General features: G+C 60.6%; 17 protein-coding genes. 9 read left to right on the top strand and 8 right to left on the bottom strand.

Features of this window, described 5'->3' with window-relative positions; genetic code table 11:
• The first annotated feature begins 29 nt into the window (after positions 1-29).
• Both HU739_RS10190 and HU739_RS10195 read left to right on the top strand, forming a co-directional pair.
• Positions 30-440, top strand: coding sequence for a translation initiation factor 2 (locus HU739_RS10190; protein WP_186550804.1), 411 nt, complete (start codon positions 30-32; stop codon positions 438-440).
• 7 nt (positions 441-447) lie between these two features.
• Complete coding sequence (locus tag HU739_RS10195; protein ID WP_016771129.1) at positions 448-1,125, top strand: response regulator transcription factor; 678 nt, start codon at positions 448-450, stop codon at positions 1,123-1,125.
• A 498-nt stretch (positions 1,126-1,623) separates the two neighbouring features.
• On the opposite strand, the gene HU739_RS10200 is transcribed toward HU739_RS10195, so the two are convergent.
• Entirely contained in the window at positions 1,624-2,097 is a 474-nt protein-coding gene (locus HU739_RS10200) for a hypothetical protein (protein WP_186550806.1), read from the bottom strand.
• A 282-nt stretch (positions 2,098-2,379) separates the two neighbouring features.
• Between HU739_RS10200 and HU739_RS10205 the strand changes: the two genes are divergently transcribed.
• Positions 2,380-2,832 carry a Spy/CpxP family protein refolding chaperone gene (locus HU739_RS10205; protein ID WP_186550808.1) on the top strand — a complete coding sequence of 151 codons (453 nt, stop codon included), beginning with the start codon at positions 2,380-2,382 and terminating at the stop codon, positions 2,830-2,832.
• Positions 2,833-3,007: 175 nt separating this feature from the next.
• Positions 3,008-4,360 (top strand): sensor histidine kinase, encoded by a 1,353-nt coding sequence (locus HU739_RS10210; RefSeq protein WP_186550810.1) that lies wholly within the window; start codon positions 3,008-3,010, stop codon positions 4,358-4,360.
• Between the two features lie 99 nt (positions 4,361-4,459).
• On the opposite strand, the gene HU739_RS10215 is transcribed toward HU739_RS10210, so the two are convergent.
• Positions 4,460-5,026, bottom strand: coding sequence for a nitroreductase family protein (locus HU739_RS10215; RefSeq protein ID WP_186550812.1), 567 nt, complete (start codon positions 5,024-5,026; stop codon positions 4,460-4,462).
• A gap of 121 nt (positions 5,027-5,147) precedes the next feature.
• Here HU739_RS10215 and HU739_RS10220 point away from each other — a divergent pair, with 121 nt between their 5' ends.
• Entirely contained in the window at positions 5,148-6,602 is a 1,455-nt protein-coding gene (locus HU739_RS10220) for a TrkH family potassium uptake protein (RefSeq protein WP_186550814.1), read from the top strand.
• Here the strand turns inward: HU739_RS10220 and HU739_RS10225 are convergent.
• Entirely contained in the window at positions 6,559-7,620 is a 1,062-nt protein-coding gene (locus HU739_RS10225) for an AraC family transcriptional regulator (protein ID WP_202884244.1), read from the bottom strand. The two genes, HU739_RS10220 and HU739_RS10225, sit on opposite strands and share 44 nt — an antisense overlap.
• A 166-nt stretch (positions 7,621-7,786) precedes the next feature.
• Here HU739_RS10225 and HU739_RS10230 point away from each other — a divergent pair, with 166 nt between their 5' ends.
• Together HU739_RS10230 and HU739_RS10235 are read left to right on the top strand one after the other, a co-directional pair.
• A complete protein-coding gene (locus HU739_RS10230; RefSeq protein WP_186550816.1) occupies positions 7,787-8,098 on the top strand; it encodes a DUF962 domain-containing protein in 312 nt (103 codons plus the stop codon).
• A 14-nt stretch (positions 8,099-8,112) separates the two neighbouring features.
• Entirely contained in the window at positions 8,113-8,703 is a 591-nt protein-coding gene (locus HU739_RS10235) for an HD domain-containing protein (RefSeq protein WP_186550818.1), read from the top strand.
• A gap of 125 nt (positions 8,704-8,828) precedes the next feature.
• Here the strand turns inward: HU739_RS10235 and HU739_RS10240 are convergent, their stop codons facing one another.
• Positions 8,829-9,644: a UDP-2,3-diacylglucosamine diphosphatase gene (locus HU739_RS10240; protein WP_186550820.1), complete on the bottom strand. Its 816-nt coding sequence runs from the start codon at positions 9,642-9,644 to the stop codon at positions 8,829-8,831.
• A gap of 272 nt (positions 9,645-9,916) precedes the next feature.
• Between HU739_RS10240 and HU739_RS10245 the strand changes: the two genes are divergently transcribed.
• The gene (locus HU739_RS10245) at positions 9,917-10,810 is read left to right on the top strand and encodes a DMT family transporter (protein ID WP_186550822.1); all 894 of its coding nucleotides are present in this window, start codon (positions 9,917-9,919) and stop codon (positions 10,808-10,810) included.
• On the opposite strand, the gene HU739_RS10250 is transcribed toward HU739_RS10245, so the two are convergent.
• Positions 10,804-11,091, bottom strand: coding sequence for a SelT/SelW/SelH family protein (locus tag HU739_RS10250; RefSeq protein WP_186550824.1), 288 nt, complete (start codon positions 11,089-11,091; stop codon positions 10,804-10,806). The two genes, HU739_RS10245 and HU739_RS10250, sit on opposite strands and share 7 nt — an antisense overlap.
• A gap of 70 nt (positions 11,092-11,161) precedes the next feature.
• Between HU739_RS10250 and HU739_RS10255 the strand changes: the two genes are divergently transcribed.
• Positions 11,162-13,351: a patatin-like phospholipase family protein gene (locus tag HU739_RS10255; RefSeq protein WP_186550826.1), complete on the top strand. Its 2,190-nt coding sequence runs from the start codon at positions 11,162-11,164 to the stop codon at positions 13,349-13,351.
• A gap of 141 nt (positions 13,352-13,492) precedes the next feature.
• On the opposite strand, the gene HU739_RS10260 is transcribed toward HU739_RS10255, so the two are convergent.
• The 3 genes from HU739_RS10260 to recQ all read right to left on the bottom strand — a co-directional run bounded on the left by HU739_RS10260 (position 13,493) and on the right by recQ (position 18,068).
• Entirely contained in the window at positions 13,493-15,244 is a 1,752-nt protein-coding gene (locus HU739_RS10260) for a FimV/HubP family polar landmark protein (RefSeq protein WP_186550828.1), read from the bottom strand.
• Between the two features lie 127 nt (positions 15,245-15,371).
• A complete protein-coding gene (locus HU739_RS10265) occupies positions 15,372-15,806 on the bottom strand; it encodes a MarR family transcriptional regulator (protein WP_186550830.1) in 435 nt (144 codons plus the stop codon).
• A 132-nt stretch (positions 15,807-15,938) separates the two neighbouring features.
• Positions 15,939-18,068, bottom strand: coding sequence for a DNA helicase RecQ (gene recQ / locus HU739_RS10270; protein WP_186550832.1), 2,130 nt, complete (start codon positions 18,066-18,068; stop codon positions 15,939-15,941).
• Positions 18,069-18,115: the final 47 nt, after the last annotated feature.

Below are 18,115 nucleotides of genomic sequence, written 5' to 3' on the forward strand. Positions count from 1 at the left end.
CCAATATCCATTTGGAAACAGGTGTCGCGATGCGCAAGGGTCCGTTGTGTCTGATGTTGCTCACGTTGTCGATCATGGCGCCCGCCCATGGTGAGGAAACCACCGAGGGTGGCAGCTCCACGCCATTGTCGCTGAGTGCCGGCAGTCAGATCACCGAGTTGCAGCAGCGCCTCAAGGCCAGCGAGCAGCAACGCGAAGAACTGAACAAACAACTGCAAAATGCCGACAACACCCGCGAAAGCGCCCAACTCGCCCGGCTGCGCCAAGAGAATCAGCGCTTGAAGCTGCAACTCAAGGAAGCCCAGACGAGTCCGTTGCCGCGTCTGCTGACCGATCAACAGCAATGGTTCGTCACCGGCGCTGGAGTAGCGCTATTGGCGCTGCTCTGCGGTATCTTTGCCAGTGGTGCAAGCCGAAAACGTCGGCAGTGGCTAAATTGAGTGAGTCATGAGCGAGCTGTTACTGATTGATGATGACCAGGAGTTGTGTGAACTCCTGAGTAGCTGGTTGAGCCAGGAAGGCTTCCAGGTGCGCGCCTGCCACGATGGCCAGAGCGCCCGCAAGGCCTTGGCCGAAACCGCCCCGGCGGCGGTGGTACTGGACGTGATGCTGCCCGACGGCAGCGGTCTGGAACTGCTCAAGCAATTGCGCAACGACCACGCCGACCTGCCGGTGCTGATGCTTTCAGCACGTGGCGAACCGCTGGACCGTATCCTCGGCCTCGAACTGGGCGCCGACGATTATCTGGCCAAACCCTGCGACCCACGCGAACTGACCGCCCGCCTGCGCGCCGTATTGCGCCGTAGCCACCCGGCCGCCGTGTCGACGCAGCTTGAGCTGGGTGATTTGAGTTTCAGCCCGGTGCGCGGCGTGGTCAGCATCGACGAAAAAGAACTGACCCTGACGGTATCCGAGAGCCGCCTGCTCGAAGCCCTGCTCAAGCAGCCCGGCGAGCCGCTGGACAAACAGGAACTGGCGCAACTGGCGCTCGGCCGCAAGCTGACCCTGTACGACCGCAGCCTCGACATGCACGTCAGCAACCTGCGCAAAAAAATCGGCCCCCACCCCGACGGCCGCCCGCGCATCGTTGCGCTGCGTAGTCGGGGTTACTACTACAGCCTTTGAACCAGCGCACTTCACTTGTGCGAGCCGGCTGGCGATGGGTTCGTTTGGTCGAGTTTTTTGCGTATATATCCGTTGCTGCGGTAACGGCTGCTTAAGGTTCCGCTCTTACAGCGGGTCACCTTTTTCAAACGCCAAAAAGGTAACCCAAAAGGCTTGCTCCTGCGTTCGGCCCTCGCAAGCTCGGGTTCCTTCGCTGCGGGACTGATCCGGGTGCAGCGTCTCCGGTTTGCTTCGCTGCACCTCCTCCCGCTGTGTTCGACTTCGTCGAACGGTCGCTGCGCTCCCACGCCCGGATCAATCCCGCAACGAAGCCTTCCGACGTCGCTGGTGAAACAAGATCAACAGCGCGCGAGCTGGCGCTCACTGTGTGAGTGGTTAGATGCAGGCGGTTGGCTTTGGATTTTTCTGATCGTTCCCACACGCCGCAAAGGAGTGCAGCCGGGGACGCTCCGCGTTCCACAGCTTGAAGATCGCTGCCTTCGGTAGTTCTTCAGGGGGTCAGTCGGGCATCGAACGAATAATGTCGGCCAAATCGTCCTTGGTTATCTCATTAGCCTTGATGGCGGCAGCGATGTCTTTTTTGGAAAGTGGAAAACGCTTGAAAATTTCTTTCAAAATATCCGCATCAACATTTGCCAGCCAGAGCGGACCAATGAACGAACCGCCATACTCAGGTTTCATGGGTACTTCTTCGTGAGCAATCGTACCTTTATGGTTGAGGTACACAACATAACGATCATGCCCTTCTGGAAAGCTTTTATCGTGATATAGCGTAGTACCCATCGGCAGTAAATAGTAATTCTCATCGCCATTTGGGCCTTCGATCAGCAATGGTTCTTTAGTTTTGATCATCTTCATGTCGTGCCCCTCCGAACTATGATCAAGAATCAGTAAAGCCAAAAAAATCGCATTGACCGATAGAGCTGCCACCAGCCATGGGCCGAGTTGCCTTGTAAACGTTTTATTTGTCATAGGGAGTCTCGGTGCTCGCTGGTTTGAAGGCGGGGCAAAACGTGCTGACGACGCCTTTTTTGTTCTTCGTTGAGCGACGATGTTGTCGAAGAGCAATCACAATCTGTGTCTTTGCATTATCCAAAAGATCGCAGCGTTCGGCAGCTCCTGCACAGGATATGTGTAAGTTCGGGAACGAAGGGTCTTTACCGAAGCTTTACCCAGCGCTGACCGCCGCTGACCTTGATCTGCGTAATCTGCACTCATCCGGAACGTACCGGGAACGAGACAAGGAGATACACCATGCGCAAGACTCTTATCGCTCTGATGTTCGCTGCCGCTCTGCCAACCGTGGCCATGGCCATGCCGCAGGATGGCGGTCCGCTGGGTGGTCCGCTTGACGGCCCGCGCCACGGCGGTCAGATGCACGGCGGCATGCACGGCAAAGGCCCGTACAGCCAGCTCGACCTGTCCCGCGAACAACGCGAGCAGATTCGCAAGATCATGGGCGAGCAGATGCACGAGCGTAAGCAAGTGGTCGACAAGTACCTGGAAAAGCTCTCGCCGGCCGACCAGAAAGCCATGAAGGACGAGATCGCGGCCAACCACAAGAAAGCCGAGTCCGAGGTGCGTGGGCTGCTGAAGCCGGAGCAACAGAAGCAGTTCGACGAGATCCAGAAGAAACGCGCCGAACGCCGCGCCGAATGGGCCGAGTTCAAGGCCTGGAAAGCGCAGCAGGCCCAAAAGGCGCAATAATGCGTTAACCCTAGGCCCGACGGCTCACCCCGTCGGGCCTGTTTCCACCGATCCAGATGTAGGAGTGAGCCTGCTCGCGATAGCGGTGTATCAGACAAGCATTAATTGACTGACCCACCGTTATCGCGAGCAGGCTCACTCCTACAATGGTTTTTGTGTTGTCTGAGGAGTTTCTGTGCGTTCACTGTTCTGGCGAATTCTCGCAAGCTTCTGGCTGGCCATCGCTCTGGTAGCCGGGCTGTCGATTCTGCTCGGGCACATGCTCAACCAGGACGCGTGGATCCTCAGCCGCCATCCGGGCCTCAACACACTCGCCGCGCAGTGGACGCAGACCTACGAAACCCAGGGCGAAGACGCCGCGCAAGACATCCTCGAACAACGCAAACGCCAGTACCACATCGATGTTCAGGTGCTCAACGAAACCGGCGATCCGGTGGTCCGCGGTACCTTCCCGCGTCGCGCCGCTGCCTTCGAAGCGCGGCAGAATAACGATGACCGTCGCCTGCCGTGGCGGCGTCTGACCGACGAGTTCACCAGTGCAAAAACCGGTGACACTTATTTGTTCATTTATCGCATCCCGCATCCGGAGCTTGATTCGTGGCACCGCGAAAGCCTGCTCTGGCCGCTGAGTGCACTCGGCATCGCCTTGGTGGTACTGACCTTGTTCAGCTTGCTGGTGACCCTATCCATCACCCGCCCGCTCAGCCGTCTGCGCGGCGCGGTGCATGATCTGGGGCAAACCACGTATCAGCAGAACAGCCTGGCGAAACTGGCCAACCGCCGTGATGAGTTCGGCGTACTCGCTACCGACTTCAACCGCATGGGCGCGCGCTTGCAAAGCCTGATCAGCAGTCAGCGCCAGTTGCTGCGCGACGTGTCCCATGAATTGCGCTCACCACTGGCGCGCCTGCGCATTGCCTTGGCGTTGGCGGAACGGGCCAATCCTGAAGAACGCGAAAAGCTCTGGCCACGACTGACTCGCGAGTGTGATCGGCTTGAAGCGCTGATCAGTGAAATTCTGGTGCTGGCGCGGGTCGATGCCGACAATGCCAGCGCCGAAGACGTGGATTTGAACGCGCTCCTCGCCACGCTGCAGAAGGACGCACAACTGGCGTCGCCGGAACAGGTCGTGCAACTCAATGCCGAGCCGCAACTGAACCTCAAGGGCTGGCCGACGATGATCGAACGCGCCGTCGACAACTTGCTGCGCAATGCCCAGCGTTTCAACCCGCCGGATCAACCGATTGAACTGCAGGCCTCACGCCAGGGCGAGCGGATGGTCATCAGCGTGCGCGACCACGGGCCCGGGGTGCAGGCCGAGCATCTGAGTCAGTTGGGCGAGCCGTTCTATCGGGCGCCGGGGCAAACGGCGGCCGGCCACGGGTTGGGACTGGCGATTGCCAAGCGGGCGGCGGAACGGCATGGCGGAACCCTGACGCTGGCCAATCATCCGCAGGGCGGGTTTGTGGCGAGTCTGGAATTGCCCTTGGTGCCGGGAGTTATCGTCCAGCCTGAGCAAGCCCTGTAGGAGTGAGCCTGCTCGCGATTGCGGAGTGTCAGTTGTTGAAGAAATGACTGACACACCGCAATCGCGAGCAGGCTCACTCCTACATTTGATCGGGGGGTATCAGGCGTTACCGGGCCAGGCGCTGACGAATTGCGCCAGGTCGACCTTCTCCGCCACGCGCGGCTCCTTCTGCGGCGTGCCGAGGTACAGAAACGCAATCACCTCCTCGTCTGCTGCCAGCCCCAAACCATTGGCGACATGCTTCGAGTACGCCAGCTCGCCCGTACGCCACACCGCGCCAATCCCCTGCGCATACGCCGCCAGCAAGATCCCGTGCGCCGCGCACCCGGCGGCCAGCAATTGCTCAGCCTTCGGATATTTGACGTGTTCCTGCAATCTGGCGATCACCACGACCACCAGCGGCGCGCGCAACGGGCCGTTGCGGGCCTTGTCGATCATCGCTTCAGTGACTTCGCCTTCCTGCATTTGCGCCGCCTCGGCCAGCAACTCGCCCATCTGCTCACGCGCCGCACCTTCGACGGTCAGAAAGCGATACGGCTGCAGGTGCCCGTGATCTGGCGCGCGTAATGCCGCGCCAAACAATGCCTGGCGCTGCTCGGCAGTCGGGGCCGGTTCGACCAGTCGGGGAACGGAAACACGGTTGAGCAACGCGTCGAGAGCCTGCATCGGCCACCTCCTGAAAAAAATGTGCGGCTATTCTAGCTTTAACTGCGCACCGCCTGCCGGTTTACATGCCCTGCCCCACAGGTAGAATGGCGCCCTTCCCACATCAGCCCGAGCGGACTCCATGGCGTTGCCGACCTTACGGATCATTGGTTTTATCATCGGCATCTTCCTGATCACCCTGGCTGTCGCCATGGTCGTGCCGATGGCCACCCTGGTGATTTTCGAGCGCACCAGCGACCTGCCGTCGTTCCTCTGGGCGAGCATGATCACCTTCGTCGCCGGCCTGGCCCTGGTGATTCCCGGCAGACCCGAACACATCCACCTGCGCCCGCGGGACATGTATCTGCTGACCGTCAGCAGTTGGCTGGTGGTGTGTATCTTCGCCGCGCTGCCGTTTCTGCTGACCCAGCACATCAGCTACACCGACTCATTTTTCGAAAGCATGTCCGGCATCACCGCCACCGGGGCCACGGTGCTCAACGGCCTCGACAACATGTCGCCCGGCATCCTGATGTGGCGCTCGCTGTTGCACTGGATCGGCGGCATCGGCTTTATCGGTATGGCGGTAGCGATTCTGCCGCTGTTGCGCATCGGGGGCATGCGCCTGTTCCAGACCGAATCCTCGGACCGCTCGGAAAAAGTCATGCCGCGCTCGCACATGGTGGCGCGGCTGATCGTGGCGGCATATGTCGGCATTACCATTCTCGGCAGCCTGGCGTTCTGGTGGGCGGGGATGAGCCCGTTCGATGCTATCAACCACGCGATGTCAGCCATCTCCACGGGTGGGTTCTCGACGTCCGACCAGTCGCTCGCCAAATGGACGCAACCGGCGGTGCACTGGGTGGCGATTGTCATCATGATCCTCGGCAGCCTGCCGTTCACGCTGTACGTGGCGACGCTGCGCGGCAACCGCAAGGCGCTGATCAGGGATCAACAGGTACAGGGTTTGCTGGCGATGCTGCTGGTGACCTGGCTGGTGCTCGGCACCTGGTACTGGTGGACCACCCAACTGCATTGGCTGGAGGCGCTGCGGCATGTGGCGCTGAACGTGACCTCAGTAGTTACCACCACCGGGTTTGCCCTGGGCGATTACAGCCTGTGGGGCAATTTCTCGCTGATGCTGTTCTTCTATCTGGGCTTTGTCGGCGGCTGCTCGGGATCGACCGCGGGCGGGATCAAGATTTTCCGTTTCCAGGTCGCCTATATCCTGCTCAAGGCCAACCTTAACCAACTGATTCACCCCCGCGCGGTGATCAAGCAGAAGTACAACGGGCACCGCCTCGACGAAGAAATCGTGCGCTCGATTCTGACCTTTTCGTTTTTCTTCGCCATCACCATCTGCGTAATCGCCCTGCTGCTGTCGCTGCTCGGCGTGGACTGGATGACGGCATTGACCGGCGCCGCCAGCACCGTCTCCGGCGTCGGCCCGGGTCTGGGCGAAACCATCGGCCCGGCGGGCAACTTCGCCACGCTGCCGGATGCGGCCAAGTGGATCCTGTCGTTCGGCATGCTGCTCGGGCGACTGGAGATCATTACCGTGTTTGTGCTGTGTATTCCGGCGTTCTGGCGTCATTGATCGTGCCCGGCGCCTGCAACAGCCGCGTCCGGTAATCGCCGGGCGTGGTGTTGAACCAGCGGCGAAAGGCACGGAAGAAGTTGCTCGGATCGGCGAACCCCAGCAGGTAGGCGATTTCCAGCAAGGTCATGCCCGGCTGCGCCAGATACTGCTCGGCCAGTTCACGCCGGGTGTCGTCGAGCAACTGCTGAAAACTCGTGCCCTCCTCTTGCAAGCGTCGCTGCAGAGTGCGCTGGGACAGGTGCAAGGTCTGCGCCACGGTATCGCGCTTGGGTTCGCCCTGAGGCAGCAGCCGACAAAGCACCTGTCGCGCCTTGTGAGTCACGCGGCTTTCGGAAAACCGCGCGAGGTATTCCCCGGCAAAACGGTCATGCAACAGCGCCATCGCCTCATTGGCCGTAGGCAGCGGCGCCTCCATGTCGGCCCGTTCGAAAATCAGCGCATCGTACGGCGCGCGGAAGGTCATCGGTGCATGAAAGGCTAGCTTGTAAGGTTCCAGGTCAGCCGGTTCATCGCCCTGCATCAAGACTTTCACCGGGTGCAGCGTGCGCCCGCTCAGCCAGCCGCAAAGCGCCAGGGCGCAGGCCAGTGACGCTTCGGCACTTTGCCGGGTCGGCGGCAGATGATCGCCGTGAACCGTCAGGATCAGGCCATACCCTTCATCGAGCAAACGAAAACTCAGGTCGGCACTTTCGGCGATGATGCGCTGATAACGCACCAGCCGTTGAAAGCCTTCGGCCAGGGTGTTGCTCGACATGAGCGCATAGCCGGCGACATGAAACGAGGCCGGTCGCACCACCTTGCCCATGTTCAGGCCGATCGCCGGGTTGCCGGACAAGTCGACCGCGCGTTGCCAGAGTCGGGTCATGGAGTCTTGCGGGAAGCGCGCGTCCGGATCATCCAGCGCTGCGTAATCGAGCCCCAGTTGCTTGAACAGAACCCGGCAATCCAGGCCGTCCATCTCCAGCGCTTTGACAATCCCCATCGCCCAGCTTGCAGAAGTCGTTCGTTCGCTCATGGCGTCTTATTCTTTTACATGATGGGCTGCATCTTGCGAGCCGATTTGCGAAGGATACTAAAGTGGCGCCGATTGTCACTGGCCCACCCCCATGATCACTCTAGACTCAAATAAGCTACCCGCCGCACAACTCGTCGCCAGAACAATAACCACAGAGATCGCAGTCGTGGAAAACGTAAAGCAATTCAACAGCTTCGCTGAGTTCTACCCGTATTACCTCAGCGAGCACAGCAACAGCACCTGTCGGCGCTTGCATTTCATCGGCACCAGCCTGGTGATTTTCATCCTCGCCCTGACCGTCGCCAAAGGTGCGTGGCTGCTGTTGCTGGCCTTGCCACTGGCCGGCTACAGCTTTGCCTGGATCGGGCATTTCTTCTTTGAAAAGAACCGACCGGCGACTTTCCAGCATCCGCTGTACAGCCTGCTCGGTGACTTTGTCATGTACCGCGACATGATTCTGGGTCGCGTAGCGTTCTGAAAGAGGCTCTGCCCGTGAATGCCACTGCCCGCTTTACCCACATGAAGGACGGCACCGAGGAAGACTGGGCGATCATCGCCGCCGACTTCAGCGCCTATGCCAGACAGCTGCCGACGCGGATCATCACTCATTTGAAATTGCTCGAAGGCGACTTCGGTGGTTTCCCCGTGGATCGCCTGACCCACTCGTTGCAAACCGCGACCCGTGCCTTTCGTGATGGCCGCGACGAGGAGTATGTGGTTTGCGCGCTGCTGCACGACATCGGGGACACCCTCGGCTCCTACAACCACCCGGACATTGCTGCGGCGATTCTCAAGCCGTTTGTCAGCGCCGAAAATCTGTGGATGGTCGAGAAGCACGGAATCTTTCAGGGGTACTACTTCTTTCATCACCTGGGCATGGATCGGCACCTGCGCGAGCAGTTCAAGGACCATCCGCAGTTTCAAGCGACGGCCGAGTTTTGCGCCAAATACGATGCGGCGGCGTTTGATCCGGATTACGACAGCCTGCCGCTGAGCTTTTTCGAGCCGATGTTGGAGCGGCTGTTTGCGCAGCCGAAGAACTCGATTTACAAAGCGGCGATGGAGCAACACAGCCCGGCCTGAGCACACCGCAGATCAAAAAAAGTGGGAGCGGGCTTGCTCGCGAAAGCAGTGTGTCAGTTGATATTTGCTTGTCTGACACAGCGCATTCGCGAGCAAGCCCGCTCCCACATCTGGATCTGTGTGGATCAGGCGATTTCGGCAACCCTGGCCGCTTTCAACTGCGCCTCGCGCGCCTGCGCATCCGCCAGCCGATACAACTCGATCGTGCCATCCCAATGCTCGATCAGCGCCGTGCACGACTCCACCCAGTCGCCGCAGTTGAGGTAATCGACCTCGCCCACCTTGCGAATCTCGGCATGGTGAATGTGTCCGCAAACCACCCCATGCAGTCCACGCTTCACGCATTCATGGGCGATGGCTTCCTCAAAGTCGCTGATGAAACTCACCGCCGTCTTGACCTTGTGCTTGAGGTACGCCGACAACGACCAGTACCCGTAGCCATACCGCGCCCGCCAGTGATTGAGCCAGCGATTTAGGGTCAAGGTGAATTCATAGGCGGAGTCGCCGAGAAACGCCAGCCAGCGGTGATAACGGGTGATCACGTCGAACTGATCGCCGTGAATCACCAACAAATGACGGCCATCTGCCGTGACATGCACCGCCTCGTCGACCAACTGGATATTGCCCAGAATCAGCTTCGAATAGCGTCTTAGAAATTCATCGTGGTTGCCGGTGACGTAAATGACCTCGGTGCCGCGCTTGCTCATGGTCAGCAGACGGCGGATGACATTGGTGTGTGCCTGCGGCCAGTACATGCCGCCGCGCAGTTTCCAGCCGTCGATGATGTCGCCGACCAGGTAGATCTTGTCGGCGTGGTAGCCCTTGAGAAACTGCGATAAATGCTCGGCCTGGCAATCGCGCGTGCCCAGGTGCACGTCGGAGATCCACAGGGTTCGCACCCGTTGTTTGCGGCTGGGTCTGGCGAGCTCGGCGCTGGTCATGGGCAACCCTCTGCGATGTTTTCGCCAGCTTGCGCGCGTCCGGTTAATCGACCGTGACAGGCGTGCGTCAGTCGTGTGACAGCGCACATCATTCACAAATTGAGGATTCGGATGACAGACGCGACGGCGCCAGCGCTTTAGACTGGCGCTCTTTTGATGATCGTTCCCATGCTCCCGCGTGGGAATGCAGCCCGTGAAGCTCTGCGTCACTGGAGGCATTCCTTTGCTGCGCGTGGGAACGATCAAGAACTGTGTCTGGATCAAGGATTGCAATGACTCCGCGTACCGCCCTTGGCGCCCTGCATATCGGCGCTTTGATGTTCGGCCTGACCGGTGTGTTCGGCAAACTCGCCGCCGCGTCGCCGGCAGTTATCGTCTTCGGCCGCGCCGCGTTTGCCGTGCTCGCGCTGGCTTTCTTCGCTCGTTTCGCCAGCCAGAACGGCTGGCAAAAACTGCATGCGGTGGACTGGCGGCGCCTGGCGCTCAGCGGCGTGTTGCTGGCCGGACACTGGGTGAGTTTTTTCGTTTCGGTGAAGATTGCCGGTGTCGCCATCGCCACGTTGGGCTTTGCCAGTTTCCCGGCCTTTACGGTGATTCTCGAAGGGCTGATTTTCCGTGAGCGCATCCGCGCCAATGAAATCGTGCTGGTGGTGCTGGTGAGCCTCGGGCTGGTGCTGGTGACGCCAGCGTTCGACCTGGGCAGTGGCGCGACCGTCGGTTTGCTCTGGGCGGTGCTGTCCGGCCTGCTGTTTTCCCTGCTGTCGCTGACCAATCGCGCCAGCTCAGGGCGCATCCCGGCGGTGCAGGCGGCGCTGTGCCAGAACGTGGTGGTCGCGTTGTGTCTGTTGCCATTCGCAGCGCCACAACTGAGTGAGGTCCGCGCATTGGACTGGCTGTGGATCGCCCTGCTCGGGGTGTTCTGCACGGGCGTGGCGCACAGTCTGTTCGTCGCCAGTCTCGCGGTGATCAAGGCGCGCACGGCGGCGGTGGTGTTCGCCATGGAGCCGGTCTACGGCATCACCATCGCCTGGTTGCTGTTCAGTGAAACCCCGACGCTGCGCATGCTCATCGGTGGCGCGTTGATCATCATCGCCATCGTGGTGTCGGCGCGGATGTCAGGCTCGGCCAACAAGAAAACCGTCGCTGCCGAAGCTGCATCTCACTGAGCGCGGTCGTTGTGCCCAAGATCGCGTTCAGGATCAATCTGATCGCGAACCCGCTGTTTCAACACTTTGGCTTCGGGGAAACCGCCATCGGCCTTGCGTTCCCAGATCTGCACACCCGCGCAGGTGATGTGAAATACCCCGCCGGTGCCGGGCACCAGTGAGACTTTGCCGAGATCATCGGCAAACGTGCTGAGCAACTCCTGCGCCAGCCACGCGGCGCGCAGCAGCCACTGGCATTGGGTGCAATAGGTGATAACAACTTCTGCTTTGGCGACAGTCATGTTCGCTGGACTCATGAGACGGAGGGCGCCGCTATAATAGCCGGCTTTACCGCTTGCCCCGAGACTCACAATGCGCCGTTTGCTGTTCTGCCTGCTGCTTGGTTTGCTTCCCGTGTTGGTTTACGCCAGCGAAACACCGCGACCGAAAGTCGGCCTGGTGTTGTCCGGTGGCGCGGCGCGCGGGCTGGCGCACATTGGCGTGCTCAAGGCCCTGGAAGAGCAAGGCATCAAGATCGATGCAATCGCCGGCACCAGCATGGGCGCGGTGGTCGGCGGACTGTACGCCTCGGGCTATCAGATCGATGAGCTGGAAAAACTCGCGTTGAACATCGACTGGCAAGCCGCGTTGTCCGACGCTCCGCCCCGTGAAGACGTGCCGTTTCGACGCAAGCAGGACGACCGCGATTTTCTGGTCAAACAGAAACTCAGCTTTCGCGACGACGGCAGCCTCGGCCTGCCGTTGGGGGTGATTCAGGGCCAGAACCTGGCGCTGTTGCTTGAGAGCCTCTTGGCGCATACCAGCGACACCCGGGATTTCGACAAGCTGCCCATTCCGTTCCGCGCCGTGGCGACGGACATTGCCAACGGCGAAAAAGTGGTGTTTCGCAAAGGTCATCTGCCCCAGGTGATCCGTGCCAGCATGTCGATCCCGGCAGTGTTCGCCCCAGTTGAACTCAACGGCCGCCTGCTGGTGGACGGCGGCATGACCGACAACATCCCTCTGGATGTCGCGCGGGAAATGGGCGTCGACATCGCCATCGTCGTCGACATCGGCACGCCGCTGCGCAACCGCAAACAATTGAGCACCGTGGTCGATGTGCTGAATCAGTCAATCACCCTGATGACCCGCAGCAACTCTGAAGAACAGTTGGCCACTCTTAAACCCACCGACGTGCTGATCCAGCCGGCGCTGGCAGCGTTTGGCGTGACCGATTTCGGCAAAGCCCAGGAAATGATCGACGCCGGCTACCGCGCCACCCGAATCCTCGACGCACGCCTGGCTCAGCTCAAACCCGACGAATCCCAGGATGCCGAACTCAACGCCGCCCGCTCGCCAGGTCAGCGCACGCCGGTCATTACCGCGATCCGTGTCGAAAACGATTCGAAAGTCGACGATGACGTGATTCGCTATTACATCCGCCAGCCCGTCGGTGAGCCGCTGGACCTGAGCCGCTTGCACTCGGACATGGGCACCCTGTACGGCCTCGACTATTTCGAGCAGGTGCAATACCGCGTGGTGCACAAGGGTCAGGATCACACCTTGGTCATCAGTGCGCGCGGCAAACGCAGCGGCACCGACTACCTGCGAGTTGGCCTGAACCTGTCGGACGACATGCGCGGCGACAGCGCTTTCAATCTCGGCGCCAGCTATCGCGTCAACGGTATCAACCGCCTCGGCGCCGAATGGCTGACCCGCGCGCAGATCGGCGACAAACAGGAACTGTACAGCGAGTTTTATCAGCCGCTGGACGTCGGTTCGCGCTATTTCGTTGCGCCCTATGCCGCGTTTGAAGCACAGAATGTCGATTCAGTGCTTGATAACGATCCGGTCGCGCAGTATCGCGTCGAGCGCTATGGCTTCGGCCTCAACCTCGGCCGCCAGATCGGTAACAACGGCGAAGTGCGCTTTGGCGTCGGTCAGGCCTGGGGCAAGGCCGACGTGCGCATTGGCGATCAGGATCTGCCGAGCGAAAGCTTCAACGAAGGTTTTTACTCGCTGAAGTATTCTTACGATTCGCTGGATAACGTGTATTTCCCTCACGAAGGCAAGGACGTCAGCCTGACCTTTGCGCAGTTCGAGCCGGGTCTGGGTTCCGACACACGTTACCGGCAGTGGGAATTCAAACTCGACAAAGCCATGAGCCATGGCCCGGACACGCTGATTCTGGGTGGGCGCTACGGCCGCACGCTGGATGATGCCAATGTGGTGACATCGAGCTTCCTGCTCGGCGGTGCGCGGCAGTTGTCAGGCTTTCGCGAAGACGCCATTTCCGGGCAGAATGTCAGCCTGATGCGCGCCGTGTATTACCGTCGCCTGACGCCGCGATCGTACCTGCCACTGGACTTCCCGCTGTACGCCGGTGCTTCGCTGGAACGCGGCCGAGCGTGGAACAACGACAATGAATTCGACAGCGGCTACATCAACGCAGCCAGCGTGTTTATCGGTTTCGACACGCCGTTGGGGCCGTTGAATTTCAGTTATGGACTCAATGATGCGGATGAGCAGGCGGTGTATCTGAATCTGGGGCAAACGTTCTGATCGCACCTGGCAACTGATGTTGTCTGGTCTGACGCCTTCGCGAGCAGGCTCGCTCCTACATTTGAACGATGTTCACAGATCCATTGTAGGAGTGAGCCTGCTCGCGATAGCGGTTCCAGACACGCCACCAACAATCGGTTCTCAGCGAATCCCCGCCAACAACGTCCTCGCCGTTTGCTTCAGCGGTTCATCGCCCTCCTTGAGCAATTCAGTGAGCAAGGCAATCGCACTGTCGATATCGCCGTCATCGATACAGGTTTGCGCCTGCTCAAGCTTTTCCGAACCAGCGGCCGGCTCCCCCATCAGAGGGCGCCGCGAATCATCGAACTCACTGAGAAAGTCGTCATCCAGCGGCTGCGCGTCCGGCTCGGAGAACCATTCGAGTTCCACGTCGTCCTTGCTAGCCACCTCTCCCAGGTCGAAACCCTCCGGCAATACTTGCAGGTCTGACAGTGAGACGTTTTCGTCCGCCACGGGCGGAACGGGCGTTTCTTTACTCGCTTCCAGGTCCCAATTGGCATCCATCGACAGCTCACCCAGGTTCAGCTCGAAATCATCTTCGGGGGCTGTTGGAACGGAACCACCGTCGGGGGCGAGCGCCACCACCGGCGCCAACGCGACAGTGCTGACCAGTTTGGCATGGCGAACGCGTGCCTCCTGAAGTTGCCGGTCCTCGACACCCAGGTCGCGCAAACGGCTTTCCTGCTGATCATAGGCGGCGCTGTCGCCCTGACGACCGTACACTTCGAGTAATTGCAGGCCGAGGTCAATGCGCTCCGGCTCCTTTTGCAGGGCATCGCGTAACAGCCCGGCGGCTTCCCCGAGTCTTCCGTAAGCCAGATAAATGCCCACGGCTTCGAGTACGTCACCCGCGCCCGGCTCTTCACGATGGTCGGGCGTCACGTTGGCGGTGACGGGCGCGGCGGCGTCGACGGGGTCGGCGTCAGGCTCGGGCCCCTGCGGCAATTGCGTCAGCGGCTCGCCCGCTTGCTCTGCTTGCTGACGCCGGCGCTGCACGAACAACGCGCCCAGCGCCCCGAGCGCCAGCAACAGGCCGGCGAGCAGTGGCCAGTTCACACCGTCCTCAGGCTCGGCAGCAGGTGCAAGCGCTGACGGAGGTGCAATCGGCGCAGCGACGGGCACTGGTGGCGGTTGTTGCAATTCCGCGAGACGGGTTTGCAAGTCGCTGACCTGCTCCCTGCCGTCGGCAATCTGCGCCTCCTGTGCCTGCAACCTCGCGTTCTGCTCATCCACGGTTTTCTGCAGTTGTTGATTCAGCAACACACTGGCGGCCAGTTGCTCGGCCAGGCCATCGTTGACGGGAGTCGTTGCCGTTGGCGGCGACGCGGGCGGCGACGCGGGCGCGGCTTCACGCTTGCCCTGTGCCGCCTGGGGCTTCGCTGTAGCGGGTTCGACCGCAGGAAACCCGGAAGTCTGCGCCGGCGGATCCGGCTCATCGATGGCCGGCACGATACCGGGCGAACCCGGCGGGTCGATCAGCACGGTGTATTCGCGCAACAGACGGCCATTGGGCTGGTCGAGTTGCACAAGGAAATTCAAAAACGGTTCGCTGACCGGTTTACGAGACGTCACCCGGATCATCTGGCGCTTGCCACGCAGGATCGGCGCGAACCTGAGATCGTTGAGAAAGAACACGCGCTCGACACCGGCCCGGCCGAATTCCTCCGCCGAGGCCAGGCTGGCCGAGAGCTCGTTCTGCGTCAAGGTGCCGACATCGACCAACGCGATGTCGGCCTTGAACGGCTGATTGAGGGCTGAGTGAACCGTGATTTCGCCCAACCCCAACGCCATCGACCAGGTCGAATAGCTGAATACGCCCGCGAACAGCAGCCATTTGGCGCCCTCGCGCAGCACGTGCCGACTTGCAAGCATGGGCATCCCTTAAATAAGCAAAACCGGTTTCCAGGCGTTCGTACATCCGGTACGAACACGATATTGCCCAGTAGTTCTTATAGTCTGCTCAGCGCGATCCCTCAAAAAACCGGTGCGGTGTTATGCCTCAGGATTTTTCCAGATTGGCCAGAATGTGCCCGTGAACGCGCATGCACACCTTTAAATCCGCCTCGTCGACGCCATCGAACAATTCGTGGCGCAGCTGTGTGGCAATGGTTTCAATTTGTTCGATCAACGGCAGCGCAGGTGCGCACAGGACAATTTTTTTCGCCCGGCGGTCTTCAAGCACGGACTGGCGTTGCACCAGCCCCTGGCTTTCAAGACTATCGAGCAAGCGTGCCAGGGTCGGGCCTTCGACGCCGACGCTCTGCGCCAGTTCTCTCTGGGTCGGGGCATCTTCGAAGCGCGCCAGGTGCAGCAGCACCAGCCACCGCGCCTGGGACAGCCCCAGGCCGGCCAGTCGTCGGTCCAGTTCGGCACGCCAGCCACGGGACATCTGGGCCAGTTGCATGCCAAAGCGGTGTTGATCGGTTAACGGCATAAAACACTCACGGTTAGACTGAAAATACGGAAAATCTAATTATTAGTCAGCTAAGCATGAGCGGCAGTTATAGGCAAGAGACGCTCTGTACTGAATCGTTACAACTGCACAGGGCTTGGCGCAAACGCCGTCTCACATCTCGAATTCAGATTGCAGCGCCGCCCGCACACAATAAAGCACGCCCTCGGGCACCCGCCCGGCGAACAGCTCTGCAATTTCGGCGACCGACGGCAACTCGCCCTCCCCATCGAGAAACGCATCCTGCACCTCGCCCATCAGCTCTTCAGGCAAGTCCAGCGCCTGCTCAAGCGACAGTTGCTGCTTGCCGATGGCCTCGGCGAGCATGCTGTAAACGTTCTTCTCCGAGCACTGCAACTGCCCGGCGATCTGCATCGGCGTCATCCCGGCGCGGGCCAGGGTAATCAGCTCGTGGCGTACGTCGGCCACCACCTTCGGCACCTCCGCCTCGCCGCCGAGCACTTCGAGGAAGGCCTCGCCGTAGCGCTCCAGCTTGCGCGCGCCAACGCCGCTGACCCGGGCCATTTCCGCCAGCGAGGTCGGTTGGCTGCGGAGCATTTCCAGCAAGGTCGAATCGGGGAAAATAACGTACGGCGGCACACCGTGTTCTTCGGCCAGCTTGCGCCGCAGGGCGCGCAAGGCTTCCCACTGTTCGCGCTCTTCGCCGCGCACCAACTGACTGGCCGGGCTCTTGCTGGTGGTCTTGGCGCTGACTTGCGGTTTGAGATCGCGGCGCAACTCCAGGCTCACTTCGCCCTTGAGCAGCGGTCGGCAGCTGTCGTTCAGGCGCAAACCCCCGTAGCCTTCATGGTCGACATCGGCCAGCCCACGCGCCACCAACTGGCGGAACAGCGAGCGCCATTCGCTCTCGCTCAGGGCCTTGCCGACACCGTACACTGACAGATGCTGATGGCCGAAGCTGCGGACTTTTTCGTTGTCCTTGCCCAACAACACGTCGACCAGATGGCCGACGCCATAGCGCTGTCCGGTACGGAAAATCGCCGACAACGCCTGGCGCGCCGGCTCGGTCGCGTCCCAGGTCTGCACGCCATCGACGCAGTTGTCGCAGTGGCCGCAGGGCTCAGGCATGTCTTCGTCGAAGTAGGCCAGCAGCGTCTGGCGGCGACAGCGGGTTTCTTCGCACAGCGAGAGCATGGCGTCGAGCTTGTGCTGCTCCAGACGCTTGTGCCGCTCGTCGCCTTCGGAGTTTTGCAGCATCTGCTTGAGCATCACCACGTCTTGCAGACCGTAGGCCATCCACGCATCCGCCGGCAGGCCGTCACGACCACCGCGACCGGTTTCCTGGTAATAGGCTTCAAGGGATTTCGGCAGATCGAGGTGGGCGACAAAACGCACGTTGGGCTTGTCGATGCCCATGCCGAACGCCACGGTGGCGACCATGATCAGGCCTTCCTCGTTGAGAAAGCGCTTCTGGTGATAGGCGCGCAAATCATTGGGCAGGCCGGCGTGGTAAGGCAGCGCCGGGAAGCCCTGCTCACTGAGGAACGCCGCGACTTCCTCGACCTTTTTGCGCGACAGGCAATAAACGATGCCGGCATCGCTGCGCCGCTCGGCGAGGAACGCCAGCAACTGCTTGCGCGGCTGCTCTTTGGGGACGATGCGGTAGAAGATGTTCGGGCGGTCAAAACTCGACAGGAAACGTTCGGCGTTCTGCAAGTGCAGACGGGTAACGATTTCTTCGCGAGTGCGCTTGTCGGCGGTGGCCGTCAGGGCGATGCGCGGCACGTCCGGGAACATCTCGGCCAACTGGCCCAGTTGCAGGTATTCCGGACGGAAATCATGGCCCCATTGCGATACGCAGTGGGCTTCGTCAATTGCGAACAAGGCGATGTCCAGGCCCTGCAGGAACGCCAACATACGCGGCTGCACCAAGCGTTCGGGCGCCAAGTACAACATTTTCACTTCACCGCGCTTGATCCGCACCGCCAGATCGCGCTGCTGCTCGGCGCTCAGCGTAGAGTTCAGCGCGGCAGCGGCCACGCCCAGCTCTTCAAGGGTGGCGACCTGATCGTCCATCAATGCGATCAGAGGCGAAACCACCACCGCCAAACCTTCACGCAACAGCGCCGGCACCTGGAAGCACAAGGACTTGCCGCCACCGGTAGGCATCAGCACCAGCGCATCACCGCCGCTGGCCACACGCTCAATGATTGCACCCTGACGGCCACGGAAACTGTCGTAGCCGAAGATGTCCTTGAGGACGCGTTGAGCCTGTTCGAGCATAAAAACTCCAAAAATCTACCGATACATCCCTGCTCAGGCTGGTTCAG

The organism is Pseudomonas hamedanensis (genome assembly GCF_014268595.2).
GTDB classification, from domain to species: Bacteria; Pseudomonadota; Gammaproteobacteria; order Pseudomonadales; family Pseudomonadaceae; genus Aquipseudomonas; species Aquipseudomonas hamedanensis.